General features: G+C 29.4%; 12 protein-coding genes. 4 read left to right on the top strand and 8 right to left on the bottom strand.

Annotation, left to right across the window (positions count from 1 at the left end):
* The first annotated feature begins 200 nt into the window (after positions 1 to 200).
* A complete protein-coding gene (locus tag BMY82_RS01535) occupies positions 201 to 1,400 on the top strand; it encodes a pyridoxal phosphate-dependent aminotransferase (protein WP_091973808.1) in 1,200 nt (399 codons plus the stop codon).
* A 174-nt stretch (positions 1,401 to 1,574) separates the two neighbouring features.
* On the opposite strand, the gene BMY82_RS01540 is transcribed toward BMY82_RS01535, so the two are convergent.
* Positions 1,575 to 2,024 (bottom strand): MarR family winged helix-turn-helix transcriptional regulator, encoded by a 450-nt coding sequence (locus BMY82_RS01540; protein WP_091973811.1) that lies wholly within the window; start codon positions 2,022 to 2,024, stop codon positions 1,575 to 1,577.
* Positions 2,025 to 2,348: 324 nt separating this feature from the next.
* Entirely contained in the window at positions 2,349 to 3,347 is a 999-nt protein-coding gene (locus BMY82_RS01545; protein WP_091973814.1) for an ABC transporter substrate-binding protein, read from the bottom strand.
* Between the two features lie 522 nt (positions 3,348 to 3,869).
* Between BMY82_RS01545 and BMY82_RS01550 the strand changes: the two genes are divergently transcribed.
* Complete coding sequence (locus BMY82_RS01550) at positions 3,870 to 4,682, top strand: undecaprenyl-diphosphate phosphatase (protein ID WP_091973817.1); 813 nt, start codon at positions 3,870 to 3,872, stop codon at positions 4,680 to 4,682.
* 73 nt (positions 4,683 to 4,755) lie between these two features.
* Here BMY82_RS01550 and BMY82_RS01555 read toward each other — a convergent pair whose 3' ends face one another.
* The 4 genes from BMY82_RS01555 to BMY82_RS01570 all read right to left on the bottom strand — a co-directional run bounded on the left by BMY82_RS01555 (position 4,756) and on the right by BMY82_RS01570 (position 11,650).
* Positions 4,756 to 6,534, bottom strand: a complete 1,779-nt coding sequence (locus BMY82_RS01555) for a UvrD-helicase domain-containing protein (protein ID WP_091973820.1) — start codon at positions 6,532 to 6,534, stop codon at positions 4,756 to 4,758.
* A gap of 285 nt (positions 6,535 to 6,819) precedes the next feature.
* Positions 6,820 to 7,701, bottom strand: coding sequence for a hypothetical protein (locus BMY82_RS01560; RefSeq protein WP_091973822.1), 882 nt, complete (start codon positions 7,699 to 7,701; stop codon positions 6,820 to 6,822).
* 317 nt (positions 7,702 to 8,018) lie between these two features.
* Positions 8,019 to 9,212, bottom strand: coding sequence for an iron-containing alcohol dehydrogenase (locus BMY82_RS01565; RefSeq protein ID WP_091973825.1), 1,194 nt, complete (start codon positions 9,210 to 9,212; stop codon positions 8,019 to 8,021).
* Positions 9,213 to 9,505: 293 nt separating this feature from the next.
* Positions 9,506 to 11,650, bottom strand: a complete 2,145-nt coding sequence (locus BMY82_RS01570; protein WP_091973828.1) for a cell wall-binding repeat-containing protein — start codon at positions 11,648 to 11,650, stop codon at positions 9,506 to 9,508.
* Between the two features lie 450 nt (positions 11,651 to 12,100).
* Between BMY82_RS01570 and BMY82_RS01575 the strand changes: the two genes are divergently transcribed.
* Positions 12,101 to 12,937, top strand: a complete 837-nt coding sequence (locus tag BMY82_RS01575) for a thymidylate synthase (RefSeq protein ID WP_091973831.1) — start codon at positions 12,101 to 12,103, stop codon at positions 12,935 to 12,937.
* A 24-nt stretch (positions 12,938 to 12,961) separates the two neighbouring features.
* Positions 12,962 to 13,465 carry a dihydrofolate reductase gene (locus BMY82_RS01580; protein WP_091973834.1) on the top strand — a complete coding sequence of 168 codons (504 nt, stop codon included), beginning with the start codon at positions 12,962 to 12,964 and terminating at the stop codon, positions 13,463 to 13,465.
* A gap of 140 nt (positions 13,466 to 13,605) precedes the next feature.
* Here the strand turns inward: BMY82_RS01580 and BMY82_RS01585 are convergent, their stop codons facing one another.
* A complete protein-coding gene (locus BMY82_RS01585) occupies positions 13,606 to 14,262 on the bottom strand; it encodes a Crp/Fnr family transcriptional regulator (protein ID WP_091973837.1) in 657 nt (218 codons plus the stop codon).
* 445 nt (positions 14,263 to 14,707) lie between these two features.
* The gene (locus BMY82_RS01590) at positions 14,708 to 15,802 is read right to left on the bottom strand and encodes a YkvI family membrane protein (RefSeq protein WP_091973840.1); all 1,095 of its coding nucleotides are present in this window, start codon (positions 15,800 to 15,802) and stop codon (positions 14,708 to 14,710) included.
* Positions 15,803 to 15,875: the final 73 nt, after the last annotated feature.

The raw sequence follows: 15,875 nt of genomic DNA on the forward strand, positions 1-15,875 counted from the left end.
TTTTTATTTTTAGGTTATTCTTTGTTAAAATATAAATATACTATAAACTTATTTATTTTTTTCTCATTTTATGTTATCCTAATGCTAGGAGAAAAAACGTTTTTATGACTTATTTTCTTTCTAAATATAATGTAAAATTATGTTGCGTCTTGATATCGCAACTTGATTAAGCAACATTTAATTATACGGAGGTTTATATCATGAAATTTTCTAACAGAGTTGGTTCAATGCAGGCTTCACCAGTAAGAAAGCTTGTACCTTTTGCAAATGCTGCAAAAAAAGAAGGTGTTAAGGTTTACCACCTAAACATAGGTCAGCCAGACATAAAGACTCCAGATGGATTTATGAACGCTATAAGAGCATTCGATCAGGATGTTTTAAAGTATGCTGATTCAGTTGGTTCTGATGAACTAGTTGAAGCTATGATAAACTACTACAAGGAATATGACATCCACTTCGAACCAGGTGAATTACTAATCACTAACGGTGGATCAGAAGCATTATTATTCTGTATGTTATCACTATGTGATGATGGTGACAACATATTAGTTCCAGAACCATTCTATACAAACTACAATGGTTTCGCAACTTGCGTAGATGTAAAAATCAAGCCTATAACTACTAAGGCAGAAAATGGATTCCACCTTCCATCAAAGGAAGAAATATTAAGTCGTGTTGATGACAAGACTAGAGCGATACTTCTTTCTAACCCTGGTAACCCAACAGGTGCTGTTTACACAAGAGAAGAAATGGAAATGTTGGCAGAAGTTGCTATAGAAAAGAATCTATGGATAATAGCTGACGAAGTTTACAGAGAATTCGTATACGATGGATTAAAGTATACAAGTTTCGGAAACTTAGAAAACGTTCAGGATAGAGTGATAATAGTTGACTCTGTTTCTAAGAGATACTCAGCATGTGGTGCTAGAATAGGTTCATTAGCTTCTAAGAACAAAGACTTTATAGCTCAGGTTCTTAAGCTTTGTCAGGGAAGACTTTGTGTTCCAACACTAGAAATGATCGGTGCTGCTGAACTTTACAGAACTCCAAAGTCATATTTAGCTGAAGTTAATGCTGAATACTGCAAGAGAAGAGACGTATTATACAATGAAATAATGAAGATAGATGGTCTTGTTTGCGAAAAGCCAACAGGTGCATTCTATATCGAAGCTAAGCTTCCAGTAGAAAATGCTGAAGATTTCGTTATATTCATGTTAAATGAATTCAGACACAATGGCGCTACTACAATGGCTACTCCATCTGAAGGATTCTATGCTACTCCAGGTCTTGGTAGAGACGAAGTTAGACTTGCATACATCCTTAAGGAAGAAGATCTTAAGGCTGCAGCTGAATGCTTAAAGTTAGGTCTAGAAGCTTACAAAGCTAAGGGAAATAAGTAATATATATGAAAATTAATTTACAATAAGAAAAAACCACTGATGAAAATCATCAGTGGTTTTTTATCAATATTACAGTCCCACAAACACTAAATCACTCTGTCGAAAGATTTATATTTTATCCTTCAGCATATAAACTTTTCTTTACTTTATCTACTACAAATTTTCTATACTAAATTAGTTATCAATACTTTCCATTGTCTTGATAATTTCATTCATTGATTCGAAAAATTTACCTAGATTATCTTTTTCTATTCTTTCTATTTTGTCGTGAAGATTAATTTTTAAATGTTCTAAGAACTCACAAGCCATCTTGTCCCCATCCTTAGTAAGAACAATATTATACTTTCTTCTGTCCTTTTTATCTTTCATCCTCTCAACATATTTCTTCTTTTCTAGGTCGTCTATCATACTTGTAAGACTCCCCTTTTCTATATTTAACATGTTGCATAATTCACTCATACTTATCGAACCATAGTTCTTTATAAAAGTAAGAGCTCTCACTTGATTTTTATTAATATTTTTTCCCTGTATAAAAGACTTAATATACTCTAAATAAAAATCATTGTACAATCTTGGAAGTGATTTAACCAAGAAAGATATCGTTGTGTCCACACTTTTCTGCATACTTATATCTCCCTTCTATAACAAATACGCTTTCTAACTGCTTAAATAGTAGATATATGTCATAAGACATAATTACCATACTTTTTACCTCTTTTAAGTATATTATAATTAAAAAATTATTTTTTTTCAACACTACACTATATTATCTGTGTTTTAATATGAAAACATTTTTTCAAAAGTCTTTAATAATAACATTTATTCCTATTAATACTGTTTTTCATTAAAAAAAAGTAGGTTTTTCACCTACTTTATTTTTTTATTAATTTATTTTTTTATTTATATTTTTTTCAAAAATATAAGTTTTATAAATTTTTTAAAGTTTTTTTACTTAATAAATTCAACTTTTACATTTTTGTCTAACTTTATACCCAAATCGTTCATTGTTTTTTCATTCATTACTAGTCTAGCTTTATCTGTAAACTTAACTGGAATATTTTCTGCTTTTTCTTCACCTTTTAATATTTTACCAGCCATTTTACCAGCTTCTATACCTATTTCCTTGTAGCTTAATGAGTTTGCTGCAAGAGCACCATTCTCAACATGAGCTTCTTCTGAACCAATTACAGGGATCTTATCTTTTTTAGCAACCTCTACGATTACAGGCATCGAAGCTGCCATTAGATTGTCAGTTGGAGTAAATATAAGGTCTGCTTTCTTTGATAGAGTACTTACAGCCTGGCTTATTTCATTAGTTGAAGATACACCTACTTCAATTACTTCTAAACCATTTTTTGCAGCTTCCTTCTTCATATTCTCCACTTGAAGTTTTGAATTAATCTCTGATGTATTAAATATAGCACCTATTTTCTTAGCATTTGGCAATACTGCCTTTATTACATTTATAGTCTTATCAATATTTTGAAAATCTGATGTTCCAGTAATATTTGCACCTGTTTTTTCATTAGATTTTACTAGATTTGCCTTTTCTGGATCTGATACAGCTGTAAATACTATCGGAATATCATTTGATTTTATTGCATTTTTTGCAGCCTGTGCCGCTGGAGTCGCAATAGCAAATATTAAGTCTTTATCATCTGTAACAAACTTATTGGCTATAGTTTGAGCAGTAGGAACATCACCTTGTGCATTTTGAACATCAAGCTCCAAATTTTTTCCTTCTTCAAAACCTTCTTCTTTCAATCCTTCAATAAATCCATCTCTTGAAAGGTCTAAAGCAGGATGTTCTACAAGCTGTGAAACTCCAACCTTCTTGCTTTCACTATCCCCTGAGTTACAAGCAGTTAATGCTCCAACTGACAGTACAGCAAGCATAGCCATAGCAATTATTTTTTTTGCACATTTGTTTTTCTTTATGAATTTCATAATAATACCTCCAATTTTAATTAACAAGACAAATAAAAAAAACCGCCAGCAATTTACTGGCGGTAGATTAAAATGGATATAAAAAAACCGCCAACACGCGGCGATAACAATCAAAACTTATTTACAGAAGTTCTTTACTTTGGCCGACATGTTACAAACCTTTAATTTTGTACTCAAAATGGGTCTGCAACAAATTGTCGAATATAAACTATAATTCCAACACGCTACAAGCCCTAAATATAATAACCAAAGTAATAATAATATCTTCCATTAATAAATCCTAACATCTTTTTTCCTCCATTCTCCATTTATTTGTCTGTTTGTTTTATTGTATATTATAATAACATTTAATATTTTACGTGTCAATAAAAAATCAGAAAATTTTTTTATTTTAAATTAATTCACTTATTATAAGATTTTCAAAAGATAATAGCCTTTCATTGATTTTTAGAGCTTTATATGATAATATTAATAGGTAAAATTTTGAATAAATTCTTTATTTTTGAATAGGAGGTTTTTGATTTGTTAGAAATTTTAAAGGCCATATTCCTTGGTATTGTCCAAGGTATTACAGAATGGCTGCCTGTAAGTAGTACCGGACATATGATTCTTGTAGACCAGTTTCTACATCTTTCAGGTTCTGAGAAATTTATCAGTACTTTCCTTGTAGTAATACAGTTTGGATCTATATTAGCTGTACTGATGATTTATTTTGAAAAGCTAAATCCATTTTCAAAAAAGAAAAGTCCAAAAGCAAGAAAAGCCACTTGGGATTTATGGATGAAGGTTATAATTGCTGTCATACCATCAGGAATTATAGGAGTTTTGTTTGAAGATCAAATAGATAGAGTATTCTTCAAACCTTCTGTAGTAGCTGCAGCTCTTATTATCTATGGTATCATAATGATATGGCTTGAAAATAGACATAAAAGACCTAAGATTACAAAATTCAGCCAATTATCATATAAAACAGCCCTTTATATTGGTATGTTCCAGATTCTTGCACTTGTACCAGGTACCTCAAGATCAGGTTCTACTATTATAGGTGCGGTTTTAATAGGTACATCAAGATATATAGCAGCGGAATTTTCATTCTTCCTTGCTATACCTACTATGCTAGGAGCAAGTTTACTTAAACTTCTAAAAGCTGGATTTACATTTAGTGCCTTTGAATGGTTAGTTATGTTTGTAGGATCATTCGTTGCATTTATAGTATCTGTTATAGTTATAAAGTTCTTCATAAACTATATAAAGAAACATGACTTCAAGGCATTTGGTGTTTATAGAATAGTTTTAGGTTTGATAGTATTCCTATACTTTGCAATAGTTAAATAGAAAATATTATTTTAAACATAAATTTACCACTGCATAAGCAGTGGTTTTTTATTTATATTATCTTTTTACAATACTATATATCTCCTAATATTCTTATTATATCGCTATTATCACTTGTATATGAAACTATTATACTAAGACATTCTTCCGCCCTTGTCATACCTGTATATACCTTGTTCAAATCCCCTACAAAATCATTTACCTGATAGTCTTGACTATCCTTTTCTATATTGTGGTTATATAGCATTTCCAGCTCACAAAGGACTATAACCTTGTAAGAAAGCGACTTTATAGAATATATATTAGATATAGTGATCCCATCTTTAGGTGTTATATTGGTTACTGTATCATCTGCAAAAATATATTCTATCCCAGTATCTTCAAGAGATTTTCTCAGCATATACTGGAAATATATCATTTTCCCATTTTTTAACCTCTTTTTATTATATGGATAAACAATAGCTATATCTTCAGGAGAATATCCTAAATCGTTTATCATATGTTGAACTTCCCATATAACTGAACTAATTTGATCATCTAAGTCCTCTACTCTTACAATATTAACAGACTGATTGTTCTCCCACGTAAAGTTCGTTTTCTTATAAACGTCCGTTTCAATATTTTCTCTAAGACTTTTTATAAAACTATTAGCTCTATCACAATATCTGTTGACAAATTCTACTATTTCTTTACCTTGTCTATAGTTTTTATCTAAATAAATTTCATCTTCATATTCAATTGCCCTAATATTACACTTAAATATATTTAAATTATTATTTATATTGTATGCCTTACATACACTCGCATTAAATATATTCTTAGTACTGTATAAAAATTCATTTACAAGTATAACTTCTTCTTCACTAAGATTTTCTGCCTCATCTACAAATATCCCCTTATACATCTTCTTATTTTTCATTGTATTGTTAATCTGCTTCATAATATTTATAAATGATTTATCATAATTTTTCTTTAGCATATTATAATTAATAACCAAATTATTCGCCTTAGCTAGTTTGAATATAAAAGAACTAAATGTAAAAACCTCTATATTAGATGTATCCACATTTAATATCTCAAGTAATTCTTTATATCTATTGCATTGTTGCTTTGTAAATGACAAAAGAAGAAACTTGTGATGAGGATAAATTTTAGAAAGCTTTATTATTCTCCCTAATAACAAAGAGCTCTTACCAGTTCCTGAGCCTCCTACAATCAAATGATTTCCATAATTTGCAGATGCAATTTCTGTAATTTGCTTTTCCTCTAACATACAAACTTTATAACTTATCTCATCATGTTTAAAGGATATTTTCTTGAAAAAAGGATTTAAATTCAAATCCTCAGTAACTGTAAAATACTCATTGCATATACCAAATATAAACATAGAAAGTTCAATCTCATCATTTTGTTTACTTAGATGCTTATCTAAAAGATTCGTATCCTCTGCAAGTTCCTTAGCTTCATTCCCCACTATAACATACTTATCGATAAAGTTTACCATATCGTACTTTTCTTCTATAAACTCTATATTAGGCATTGCAAATATATAGTTAAAATGAATATTTGGATAGTGTTTGCTCATATTTTTACACAAAAGTTCATATTCTTCATTCATTATTTCAAGTATTTCTTCATCCAAAAAAGAAAATAATTCTTCTGTTGTATCCATAAATTTTATAAATAATATAGAATTATTTCTTATATATAATATATCAGTGTTTACACCCTTAAAAGGTATTACCTTTGGTATTAATAAATCACCGTCTTTCGCATTTCTGTATATATTCTTTTCGATATCTTTTAGCTTTAAAGCTTCTAAATTAGATTTTATATCTTTATAGTTTTTCAATATCATTACCTCCTACAAAAGAGAATACCTTTCCGTAATCTCGGAATAATCATTTTAACATTTATAAACTAACATACCATAAAATTTCATATAACGGAATTTTATAAATATTTATACTTCTATTATATCAGACATTGGACTATACTTGAAATAAATAATATAATATACGCAGCTTTATTTAATAAATATCAGCTGCGTATAGATAATTTTACTAAACTATTCTTTAATATTAGATTTTAAGTTCTTACATTATTTATTGACCAAATAATCTTCTAATATTTCCTTTTACTTTTTACAGTCGCAATGACCCTCATGCTCACCACTATGGCAGTTGCATGATGTGTCGTGACTGTGACCTTCCTCTTGGTATCTGCAAGGCTCTTCATTTTCATGATGCTCCTGGCAATTACAAGAAGCGTGATGGTGGTGATGACCGTGATGATGGTGTTCATGATGCATCTGAACTGCAGCATTTACCATTTCCATTAACCTTGTATAGTTTTCTTCTGCATTTTGTCTAGCTATGTCTATATTTTCTTCACCTTCGATCAATTCTTCAGAAAATATATCTTGACCACCCTCCATAAAACTATCTGCCATTTCCCCACATATTTCAGATAAATATGCCATATTAGAAACGAGATTTTCCATGCTATTTTCAAAATTTTTATATACATAACCTGCCATGCCATACATATCAGATATTTTTTTATAAGATTCCATACTTCTTTCAAAATCAGTTAAAAAATTTATAGCATCTTCTTTAGGCATTTCATATACTTTATTATCCATTCCATAGGCTGTTACAAGTGTATCTTTCATATAAGTCATAGCAACACTTATTATTGAAAATACATCTTTTAGTGTGTATGACTTATCATATTTTACTTCATGGATTATCTGTTTGCTAAAATTAAAAGTATTAGACTCATACTCTTCTATAGTTAATTTTATGTCTCCAAGTTCTTCAAGCCTTTTTGTCATAGCTACAATATCCTGATCAAATATATCTGTATTTTCGTCTTGCATCATTAGCATGGCGTACTCAGCCATTACTTTATTCCCCACCATTAAAACCTTTACCGGTGAAAAATCATGCTTCATATCGATATCAAACTTATTTTTCTTTATATTTATTTTGAACTCTATTTTATTTATCTTCTTCATAGAAACCTCCAACTTTAGTTATTATATAATTTAGTAACTTATATTCTAGTTAAATAATAACATCTCAATAAAAATTCTTCAATCTATTTCCAACTTATAAATCTTAAAAATATTATTTTTATTTTTAACTTTTTAAAATTTATTCTCGTCATTGACTTTTTATTTTTTAGTTTCTTTTTTTATTTAGTTAAAAATTAAAGCGAGTCTATAAAATTCCTATTAGTTTTTTTTAGGGATTTTACAAACTCGCAAATACAATTTTATAATATTAGATTTGTTTTATAGTTTATTTATAGTTATAAAAATACTCTTATATCTTATAAAGATTCTTTATATATATTTCTTACAACTTCTTTTGTAGCTTCTATTGGAGCACATCCAAGAAGTCCATCTAGAGAAGGTGTAGTAAACGCCAAATCAGCTAATTTATCTAAGTCACTTTCAGTAAATCCTTCATCTTTAAGTGTTTGAGTCAAACCTACTGACTTTAGCCAATCTCTTGTTAACTCTGCTGCTTTTTCAGCATTTAAATCTTTAGCACCTGAGAATATTGGCTCAAAAATTTCTTCTATAGTTTCTTTCTTTGCATCAAAACATTGTTTTACTACCGCCGGAAGAAGTATTCCTAATCCATATCCATGTGTTAAATCTGTTTTTATAGCACTTAGAGGATGTTCCAAGGCATGAGTAAAATGAAGGAGTCCATTATCAAATGATGTTCCTGCTATCATAGAGGCATATGATAAATAGTATCTTGCTTCTATATCTTTTCCATCTTCTAAAGCTTTTGGAAGATATTCATGTACCAATCTTACAGTTTCTTTAGCACATAGTATACTAAATGGATTTGCAGCTAAGCTTGTTGCTGCCTCAAATACATGATTTATTGCGTCTACTGATACTGACATAGTCTGGAATTTTGGAAGGCTTGTCATAAGAGCTGGATCGTCTATAGCATACATCGGATATATGCAATCATATGCTATGGCTGGTTTATATTCTTTTTCTGGTATAGATACCACAGCGAATCTATCAACTTCTGTTCCTGTTCCATGAGTAAGATTTATAGCTATTACTGGAGCTGCTTCTTCTGGCACAAACTTTAATTCATAAAGTTCTGCTGCTGTTTTTTCTGGATATTTTAGTAATATTGCCACTGACTTGGCAGAGTCTATAGGGCTTCCACCGCCGATTCCTATTACTGCTTTGGCAGATATTTCTTTACCAAGCTTTGCCGCTTCATCTACATCTAAATGCTGAGGATTGGGTGTTATCTTATCAAATAATGCATATTCAATATTATTTTCTTCTAAAGCCTTACTTACAACATCCCATGCACCTGTTTTTTTGTACGCAGATTTTCCTGTTAATATTACTACTTTGTCTAAACCTTTATGAGCAAGTTCCTTGGCTATATCGTTAAATTTTTGTATAGCACCTGCGCCTAAATATGTTGTTGTCTTAACTCTTATTTCTTTTACTTCATTTACGTTAATATCTTTTTCCCACATTTTAAATACCTCCAAAGTAACTTTATTAAGTATATGTCAATAAAAGTAGTTGGTTGTTATGTTTATATATCTTTAACTTACTTTTATTTAATTTGTATTATATACCTTTTTCGTTAATTTGTAAACATTTCCTTTTAAATTTTGTTATTTTTTTCTCTATCTTTTTTCTGATTTTTATTTTACATTCTATTTCTAACATTATACTCACAAGAAAGCATTTTATAAATTTTAAAAAAGGAACACCTAAATAGGTGTTCCTTTAAATTCTTTTCTTTTTTCTTTTTGTTTTCTATTTATCTTATACTTGCATTACTTTGAACTATTACAGGAGTTCCTACAGATACGTTATTATATAAAACTCCTACTGCATTTAATGGAGTGTTTATACAACCATGTGAACCTGCATAAAGATATCTATTGCCACCATATACTGGTTGCCAATAAGCATCATGTATTCCTATACTTCCGTTAAATGGTATCCAATACTTTACAGGTGACGCATACCCCGGTCCTCTTAATACTACATTTCTCATTTTGCTCTTTATTGTGAACATTCCAGGAGGAGTTGCCATACCTTTATTAGGATTTCCTGAAACTATCGGAGTTGAAACTACTGCCTTATTATCCTTCCAAACCCACATATGCTGTGTTTTCAGATCTATTTGAACATACTTCTTACCAAGATTCATAGCACCCTTTGGAGCTTCCTTCTTTGTATAACTTGGAATAAGATTATAGTATGATTTTCCACTATTAAGCATATCTGCAAGCTTATTTACTTCTTTATTAGTATCTATTACAGCTCCAAAACCTGATTTATCTATTACTATATTACCGTTTTTCTTATATGCATATGCACTAGAAGAATTGTCTACTATTGAACTTAAATCAATATCTGATACAAATCTGTTTAGCATCTCTTTATTGAACTCAATATTAAACCCATTGTTGGAATTACAATTTATCATTGCTAAGATGCTATTACCATCTAGAGTTTTCTTATTTCCAGCTACATTATAAGTTATAGTTATATGTTCATAAGACATCATTTTATTGAAAGCATCTTCTGCCTTTTTATTATTTCTATTTACTATAAAGTCAGACATATTTTCCATATATCTTCTAAAGTTTTTGCCACCGCTTACTTGAACCATACTTGTAAGTGTGTTTCTGTTATTATTTAAGTTCTTCATCTGTTCATATGTAAGCCCTCTATCTTCTGAGACCAACATAACAGGACCTTCCTCAAATGTAGATTCTCCACTTTCCTGTCTTTTTCTATCTGTTTTTATATTATCATTTCTTTTATCTTCTATATTTTCAGTTGAAATATTTTGATTCGATATAGTTTTATCTTCATCAGATTTTATAGTTATATCCTTTAAATCTTCACTTTCAGTTGAATTTATTTTAGAATTTTCCTCATTTATACTTTCTTCCTTTGAAGATATATTTTCTTTTACTTCTCCATCGTCTTTCTTACTAATGCTTGCATCTAAATTTTCTTTTTCTAAATTATCTACTTTTGTTTTTTCTGGATTACTTTTTTCAGCTTCAATATAAGCTACATCTTCACCACTGTTGTTACTAGCAATAATTCCAGCATTTATTAAAACCGAATCTATTAATTTAGACGGGTTTCTGCTTCCATCATCTGCTATATAAACTGCCTTGTAATTTTTATAAAATTTATCTATTAATTTTAAATTTGTTTCCTGTCTATTACTACCAGAGATACGTTCTACATTTCTAGCCACACTTTCAAAACTATTTGGTAAACTGGACTTCCCACCTATTAGATATACATTTCCTATGGCTAAATTTTTTAAATTTAATTTTATTTCTTCAGATTTATTTTTATCTGCAAAGATTATAGGAGCGTTATTTTTCGCTGCTACTGCACCTGCTCCTGCAGCATCTGCTAATCCCCTTATCCCATTGACTACAAAAGCTTCTTCTAATTTTACACTAGAAAAATCTTTCAATCTTTTTGCTATATTTACAGAAGTTTCTACTCTAGTATTTCCCGATATCCTCTCTACTTTGTATCCTTCAGACTTCAATCTATCTTCTACATTTTTTGAAACAGAATTATAACCACCTATTATAATAACTCTCTTTGAATTTAATCTCTTTATTTCCTCTTTACTTTCCCACTTTAAAGCATTGCTATCTGTTAAAAGAACGGGGGCTTTTAGCTTACTCGCAAGCGGTGCAACAGAAAGAGAATCTGCAACAGCTTGTGAATTTACAAGCATTACATTTTCAGATCCCTTATCCCATCCATTCTTAGATATGCTAACTGCTGTTGAAAATCTATCATTACCACTTATATCTTTTACTATATATTCATCAGCATAAGAGCTAATAGATAATATTGGAGCCAATAATGCTGCCAAAGAAATTGCTACTATTGATTTTTTTATAAATTTATTCATAATAATACCTCCCAAAGGTTTTCCCTATATCTATAGTATATCTAATTAACTGCTTTACTTTCAACATCTTATTGGTAACAATATTGTCTTTCATAATTATAAAAAGTAACAGTTTGTTATTATATATTATTTTAGAAAATAGGATAATTTTTTTTATTACTTTATAGTAAATAGCAAAATATTGATTATATTGTTTCAATTTTAGAGATATATTTATTTTTTTCTTTCTAAATTAATGAATGATATTTCTCTTTAATTTCACAAAGTTAATACTTTCGTTTCTTTTTTGTAATATAAAGCACTTTCATTCTTTCGCTTTATTAAAACAAAAATTTTTTTTGTGCAACCATTGATATTTTTTTATTTTCTTATATTAATTTGTTCTTTTATATGTTTTTATGGTAGAATAAATACATTAGAATAAATTAAGAAATAATTAAGGAGGATATTATGACTATCGCTGATAAAAATTTTAAAAAGCTATGTATGGACATACTAAATAGTGGAAATAATACTTTAGGAGAAAAGGTTAGACCTAAATATGCAGATGGAACTCCATCTCATACATATTTTGTAAATCAAGTATTTGAAAAGTATGATTTATCAAAAGGTGAACTTCCTATTTTAACATTAAGACAAACTGCTTGGAAGTCAGGAATTAAAGAAATTCTTTGGATTTACCAGGACCAAAGTAATGACTTAGATCTTTTAAAGAACAAGTATTCTATCACATGGTGGGATGAATGGGATATTGGTAACAGAACTATAGGACAGAGATATGGTGCAACTGTTAAAAAATATGACTTAATGAATAAGCTTTTAGACGGTCTAAAGAATCAACCTTATGGTAGACGTCATATTATTAACCTTTATCAGGAAACAGACCTTGAATCAACTAAGGGCTTGCACCCTTGTGCTATGGAAACTCAGTGGAGTGTAAGAGATGGATATCTTGATATGACTCTTATTCAGCGTTCTTCAGATGTTCCAGTTGCAAATGCAATAAATAAAATACAATATGTAGCTCTTTTAATGATGGTTGCAAGACATGTTGGTCTTGAAGCAGGTGTATTCTGCCACTATGTAAACAATGCGCACATATATGATAGACACATTGAACAGGTAAAAGAACTTTTAAATAGAGAGCCACAAGAAGAAGATCATAATAAGGTAAGACTAGTTCTTAATCCTGAAAAAACTAATTTTTATGATTTTACTATAGATGATTTTAAAATGGAAAATTACAATCCTATAAAACCTAACTTAAAATTTGAATTAGCAATATAGTTTTATATAGAAAAGAGGTATTAAATGTATAATAATATATATATTATCGTTGCAATGACGGAAAAGACAAATGCTATTGGTATCGATGGTGGTATGCTTTATCATTTAAAAGACGATTTAAAATATTTCAAGGAAACAACTTTAAATCATACAATAGTTTGTGGAAGAAAAACATATTTTAGTTTTCCAAAAAGACCTCTTCCAAATAGAAAAAATATTGTCTTAACTAGAACTGATAACATTTTTGAAGGAGCCTCCACGCTTCACTCAAAAGAAGAAGTTTTAAAATATGCCAAAGATAATCCCAGTGAAGAGATATTTATTTGTGGTGGTGACAATGTGTATGCTCAATTTATGGATTCAGCTTCAAAATTATTTGTTACTATTATAGAAGAGAAGGAAAAAGTATCTGCTGATAGTTTTTTCCCTAATATAGATAAAAAAATTTGGAAAATATCTAGTGTTTCAGACTATATATGCCCTGAAAATGCACCTAGATACAGATTTTTTATATTTGATAGAATTTAATTAAAAATAAGCAGCAAGTTTACAAATTCAATTGTATCCTTGCTGCTATTTTTTATCACTAAAAACATATTATTTATCAAATATATATTATTGCTTTTAAGTGTCAATAATATTATTTTTATATTTCACAAAAGCTTATTTTATAAAAGTGATTGAAGGTATTCTTTATCTATTACTCTTATTTTTTTCTTTTCTAACTCAATAATTCCTTCTGTATCTAAAAACTTTAATTCTTGATTTAAACTACTTCTGTTTACATGTAGTATGTCTGCCAATACTTCCTGAGAGTTTGGTATTTCAATTAATTTATCAGGATTTTTTACATGTAAAAGCCAAAAACTAAGCCTGTCTAACACTCTTCTATATTGAGTACATCTTATTATCAACTTGCTATAACAACAGTATTCTGCTACAAATCTTAGTATATTGTGAAGAAAAACCTGATCATTATCAATAATCGGTATGAGATCTTTTACCTTAAGCCATACTACTCTAGATTTCTTTAGGGCATATGTATTTGAAAAATTCTTCTTAATTCCGCCGTATACTAAGTAAAATGGAAATGCATCTCCAGCAAAATAGTATGATGAATTTAATTCCTTTCCTTCTGAAGTATATTCTGTTGCTTTTAAAGCTCCAGTAAGTATTATACATACAGATTCAATAGCTTCCCCTTCACTCGATACTAACTCATTTGCCTTATATGATTTTTCTTCTTTTGGCATATTTTCTATAGCTTTTTTTGATTCTTCTGATATACCTTCAAATATCATCCTGTCCCAAAATAAATCATTCATACAACTCACCTCGTCCAACTTTTACACATTACTATAATTATATAATCTATACATTAACAATATTATATCATGCATTATTATTCAGAATTGATTGTTTTTTTAACTATTTGATATATATTATATATATAATTAGAAATTATTACCCATAAACTTATTTTTGTATTTAAAACTCTATTTATCTTATTTTTCTATAACATTATCTCCTAATATAGATATATTCTTTTTATAATAAACTAGCTTTTTTCTGTAAATAATTTTATTTAGACATTTTAAACAGAAAAAGTGATACAGTTATAGAAATATTACCATGAACTGTATCACCTTTCGTCAAATATAGCTAGGCTAAATTTAGACATTTGTGTTTATATAAATTATTTTTTATAGGCATTTTTTTAACAAATACAATTATATCTTTTTTATTTTTTCAATTCATTTATATTTTTATTTATATTCTTTTCCATTGGATAGATCTTATTATCATTATTATCAATAGACCTAGACCAACATAACCATTAAGTACATACACTACATTTACTAATGAGTCAAATTTTAGTATTAATCCTATTACAGCTCCTGCAACACCTAAAACAACTGCTAAAACTTTAAACTTGGTAGTTTTTTCCTTTGCAAATCTTGCTATTACAGACCACAATAATGGAACAGAAGTTGTGTATATTCCCAATAAAATTATTATTGAAAACACATTTGCCAACATAGGATGAATTTTTCCTGCTAATATAAGAGTTGGTATTTGAGTGCCTTTTAAACTTCCTATTGAGAAGAATATTCCCAGAGACATTAAAAGAACCGCTAAAGAAAATCCTGCAGCACCTCCAAAGGCACCTATCTTACCTTCCTTATCACTATTTGCACCTGCTCCAACCTGTCCTAGAAAAGCTGCTAGCCACAACATACAAAAACCTACATATGATCCAGCTGCAAGAAACCAATTAGTGGATGCTACTTTTATTTCTTTATTAGCCACTAGTTCGTGTATTATCTTTGGAGCTTCTTTTGCTCCATCAAGATTTGTAAATATACTTACAGCTCCTACAAATATGGCTATTATAACTATTACTGGTCCTATGTTACCTATTACTTCAACTATTCTACTTAGTCCAAACAAAACAGTTACAACTGCTAAAGTTGCCATTAATATTCCACCTGCATATGGTGACCAACCGTAGTGTTGTGAAGTAGTTGCACCTGCTCCTCCGATCATTACTGTAAATGAAAGGAAAATAAAGAAAATTGAAAAATAGTCATAAAATGTTCCCAAAGCTTTTCCACAATAATATCTATATATATCGTTTGGAGTAGCAAATTTATTATTATAACCAGCAGATATAAAGCTTATCCCCACATAGCTTAGCAGTATGAATGTTACAAATACTCCCAAAATACCTTTGTAACCCCAAGCTGCAAAATACTGCATTACTTCTTGTCCTGTTGCAAATCCTGAACCAATTAACAGAGCTATAAATGCTCCTGCATAGTTTACTACCTTACCAAACTTTACTACTTCTTTAGAATCTTTCATAAAAATCCTCTCCCTTAAAAAAATAACCAGGGACAGATATTTACTGGCCCTGGTTTTTCTGTGTATTACAATA

The organism is Peptostreptococcus russellii, assembly GCF_900110295.1.
GTDB lineage: Bacteria > Bacillota > Clostridia > Peptostreptococcales > Peptostreptococcaceae > Peptostreptococcus > Peptostreptococcus russellii_A.

Excerpts from the sequence above, each read along its gene's own strand:
- BMY82_RS01535 (WP_091973808.1), top strand. The coding sequence starts at position 201 with ATGAAATTTTCTAACAGAGTTGGTTCAATGCAGGCTTCACCAGTAAGA.
- BMY82_RS01565 (WP_091973825.1), bottom strand. The coding sequence starts at position 9,212 with ATGTGGGAAAAAGATATTAACGTAAATGAAGTAAAAGAAATAAGAGTT.
- BMY82_RS01585 (WP_091973837.1), bottom strand. The coding sequence starts at position 14,262 with ATGAATGATTTATTTTGGGACAGGATGATATTTGAAGGTATATCAGAA.
- BMY82_RS01580 (WP_091973834.1), top strand. The coding sequence starts at position 12,962 with ATGTATAATAATATATATATTATCGTTGCAATGACGGAAAAGACAAAT.
- BMY82_RS01575 (WP_091973831.1), top strand. The coding sequence starts at position 12,101 with ATGACTATCGCTGATAAAAATTTTAAAAAGCTATGTATGGACATACTA.
- BMY82_RS01545 (WP_091973814.1), bottom strand. The coding sequence starts at position 3,347 with ATGAAATTCATAAAGAAAAACAAATGTGCAAAAAAAATAATTGCTATG.
- BMY82_RS01590 (WP_091973840.1), bottom strand. The coding sequence starts at position 15,802 with ATGAAAGATTCTAAAGAAGTAGTAAAGTTTGGTAAGGTAGTAAACTAT.
- BMY82_RS01540 (WP_091973811.1), bottom strand. The coding sequence starts at position 2,024 with ATGCAGAAAAGTGTGGACACAACGATATCTTTCTTGGTTAAATCACTT.
- BMY82_RS01570 (WP_091973828.1), bottom strand. The coding sequence starts at position 11,650 with ATGAATAAATTTATAAAAAAATCAATAGTAGCAATTTCTTTGGCAGCA.
- BMY82_RS01560 (WP_091973822.1), bottom strand. The coding sequence starts at position 7,701 with ATGAAGAAGATAAATAAAATAGAGTTCAAAATAAATATAAAGAAAAAT.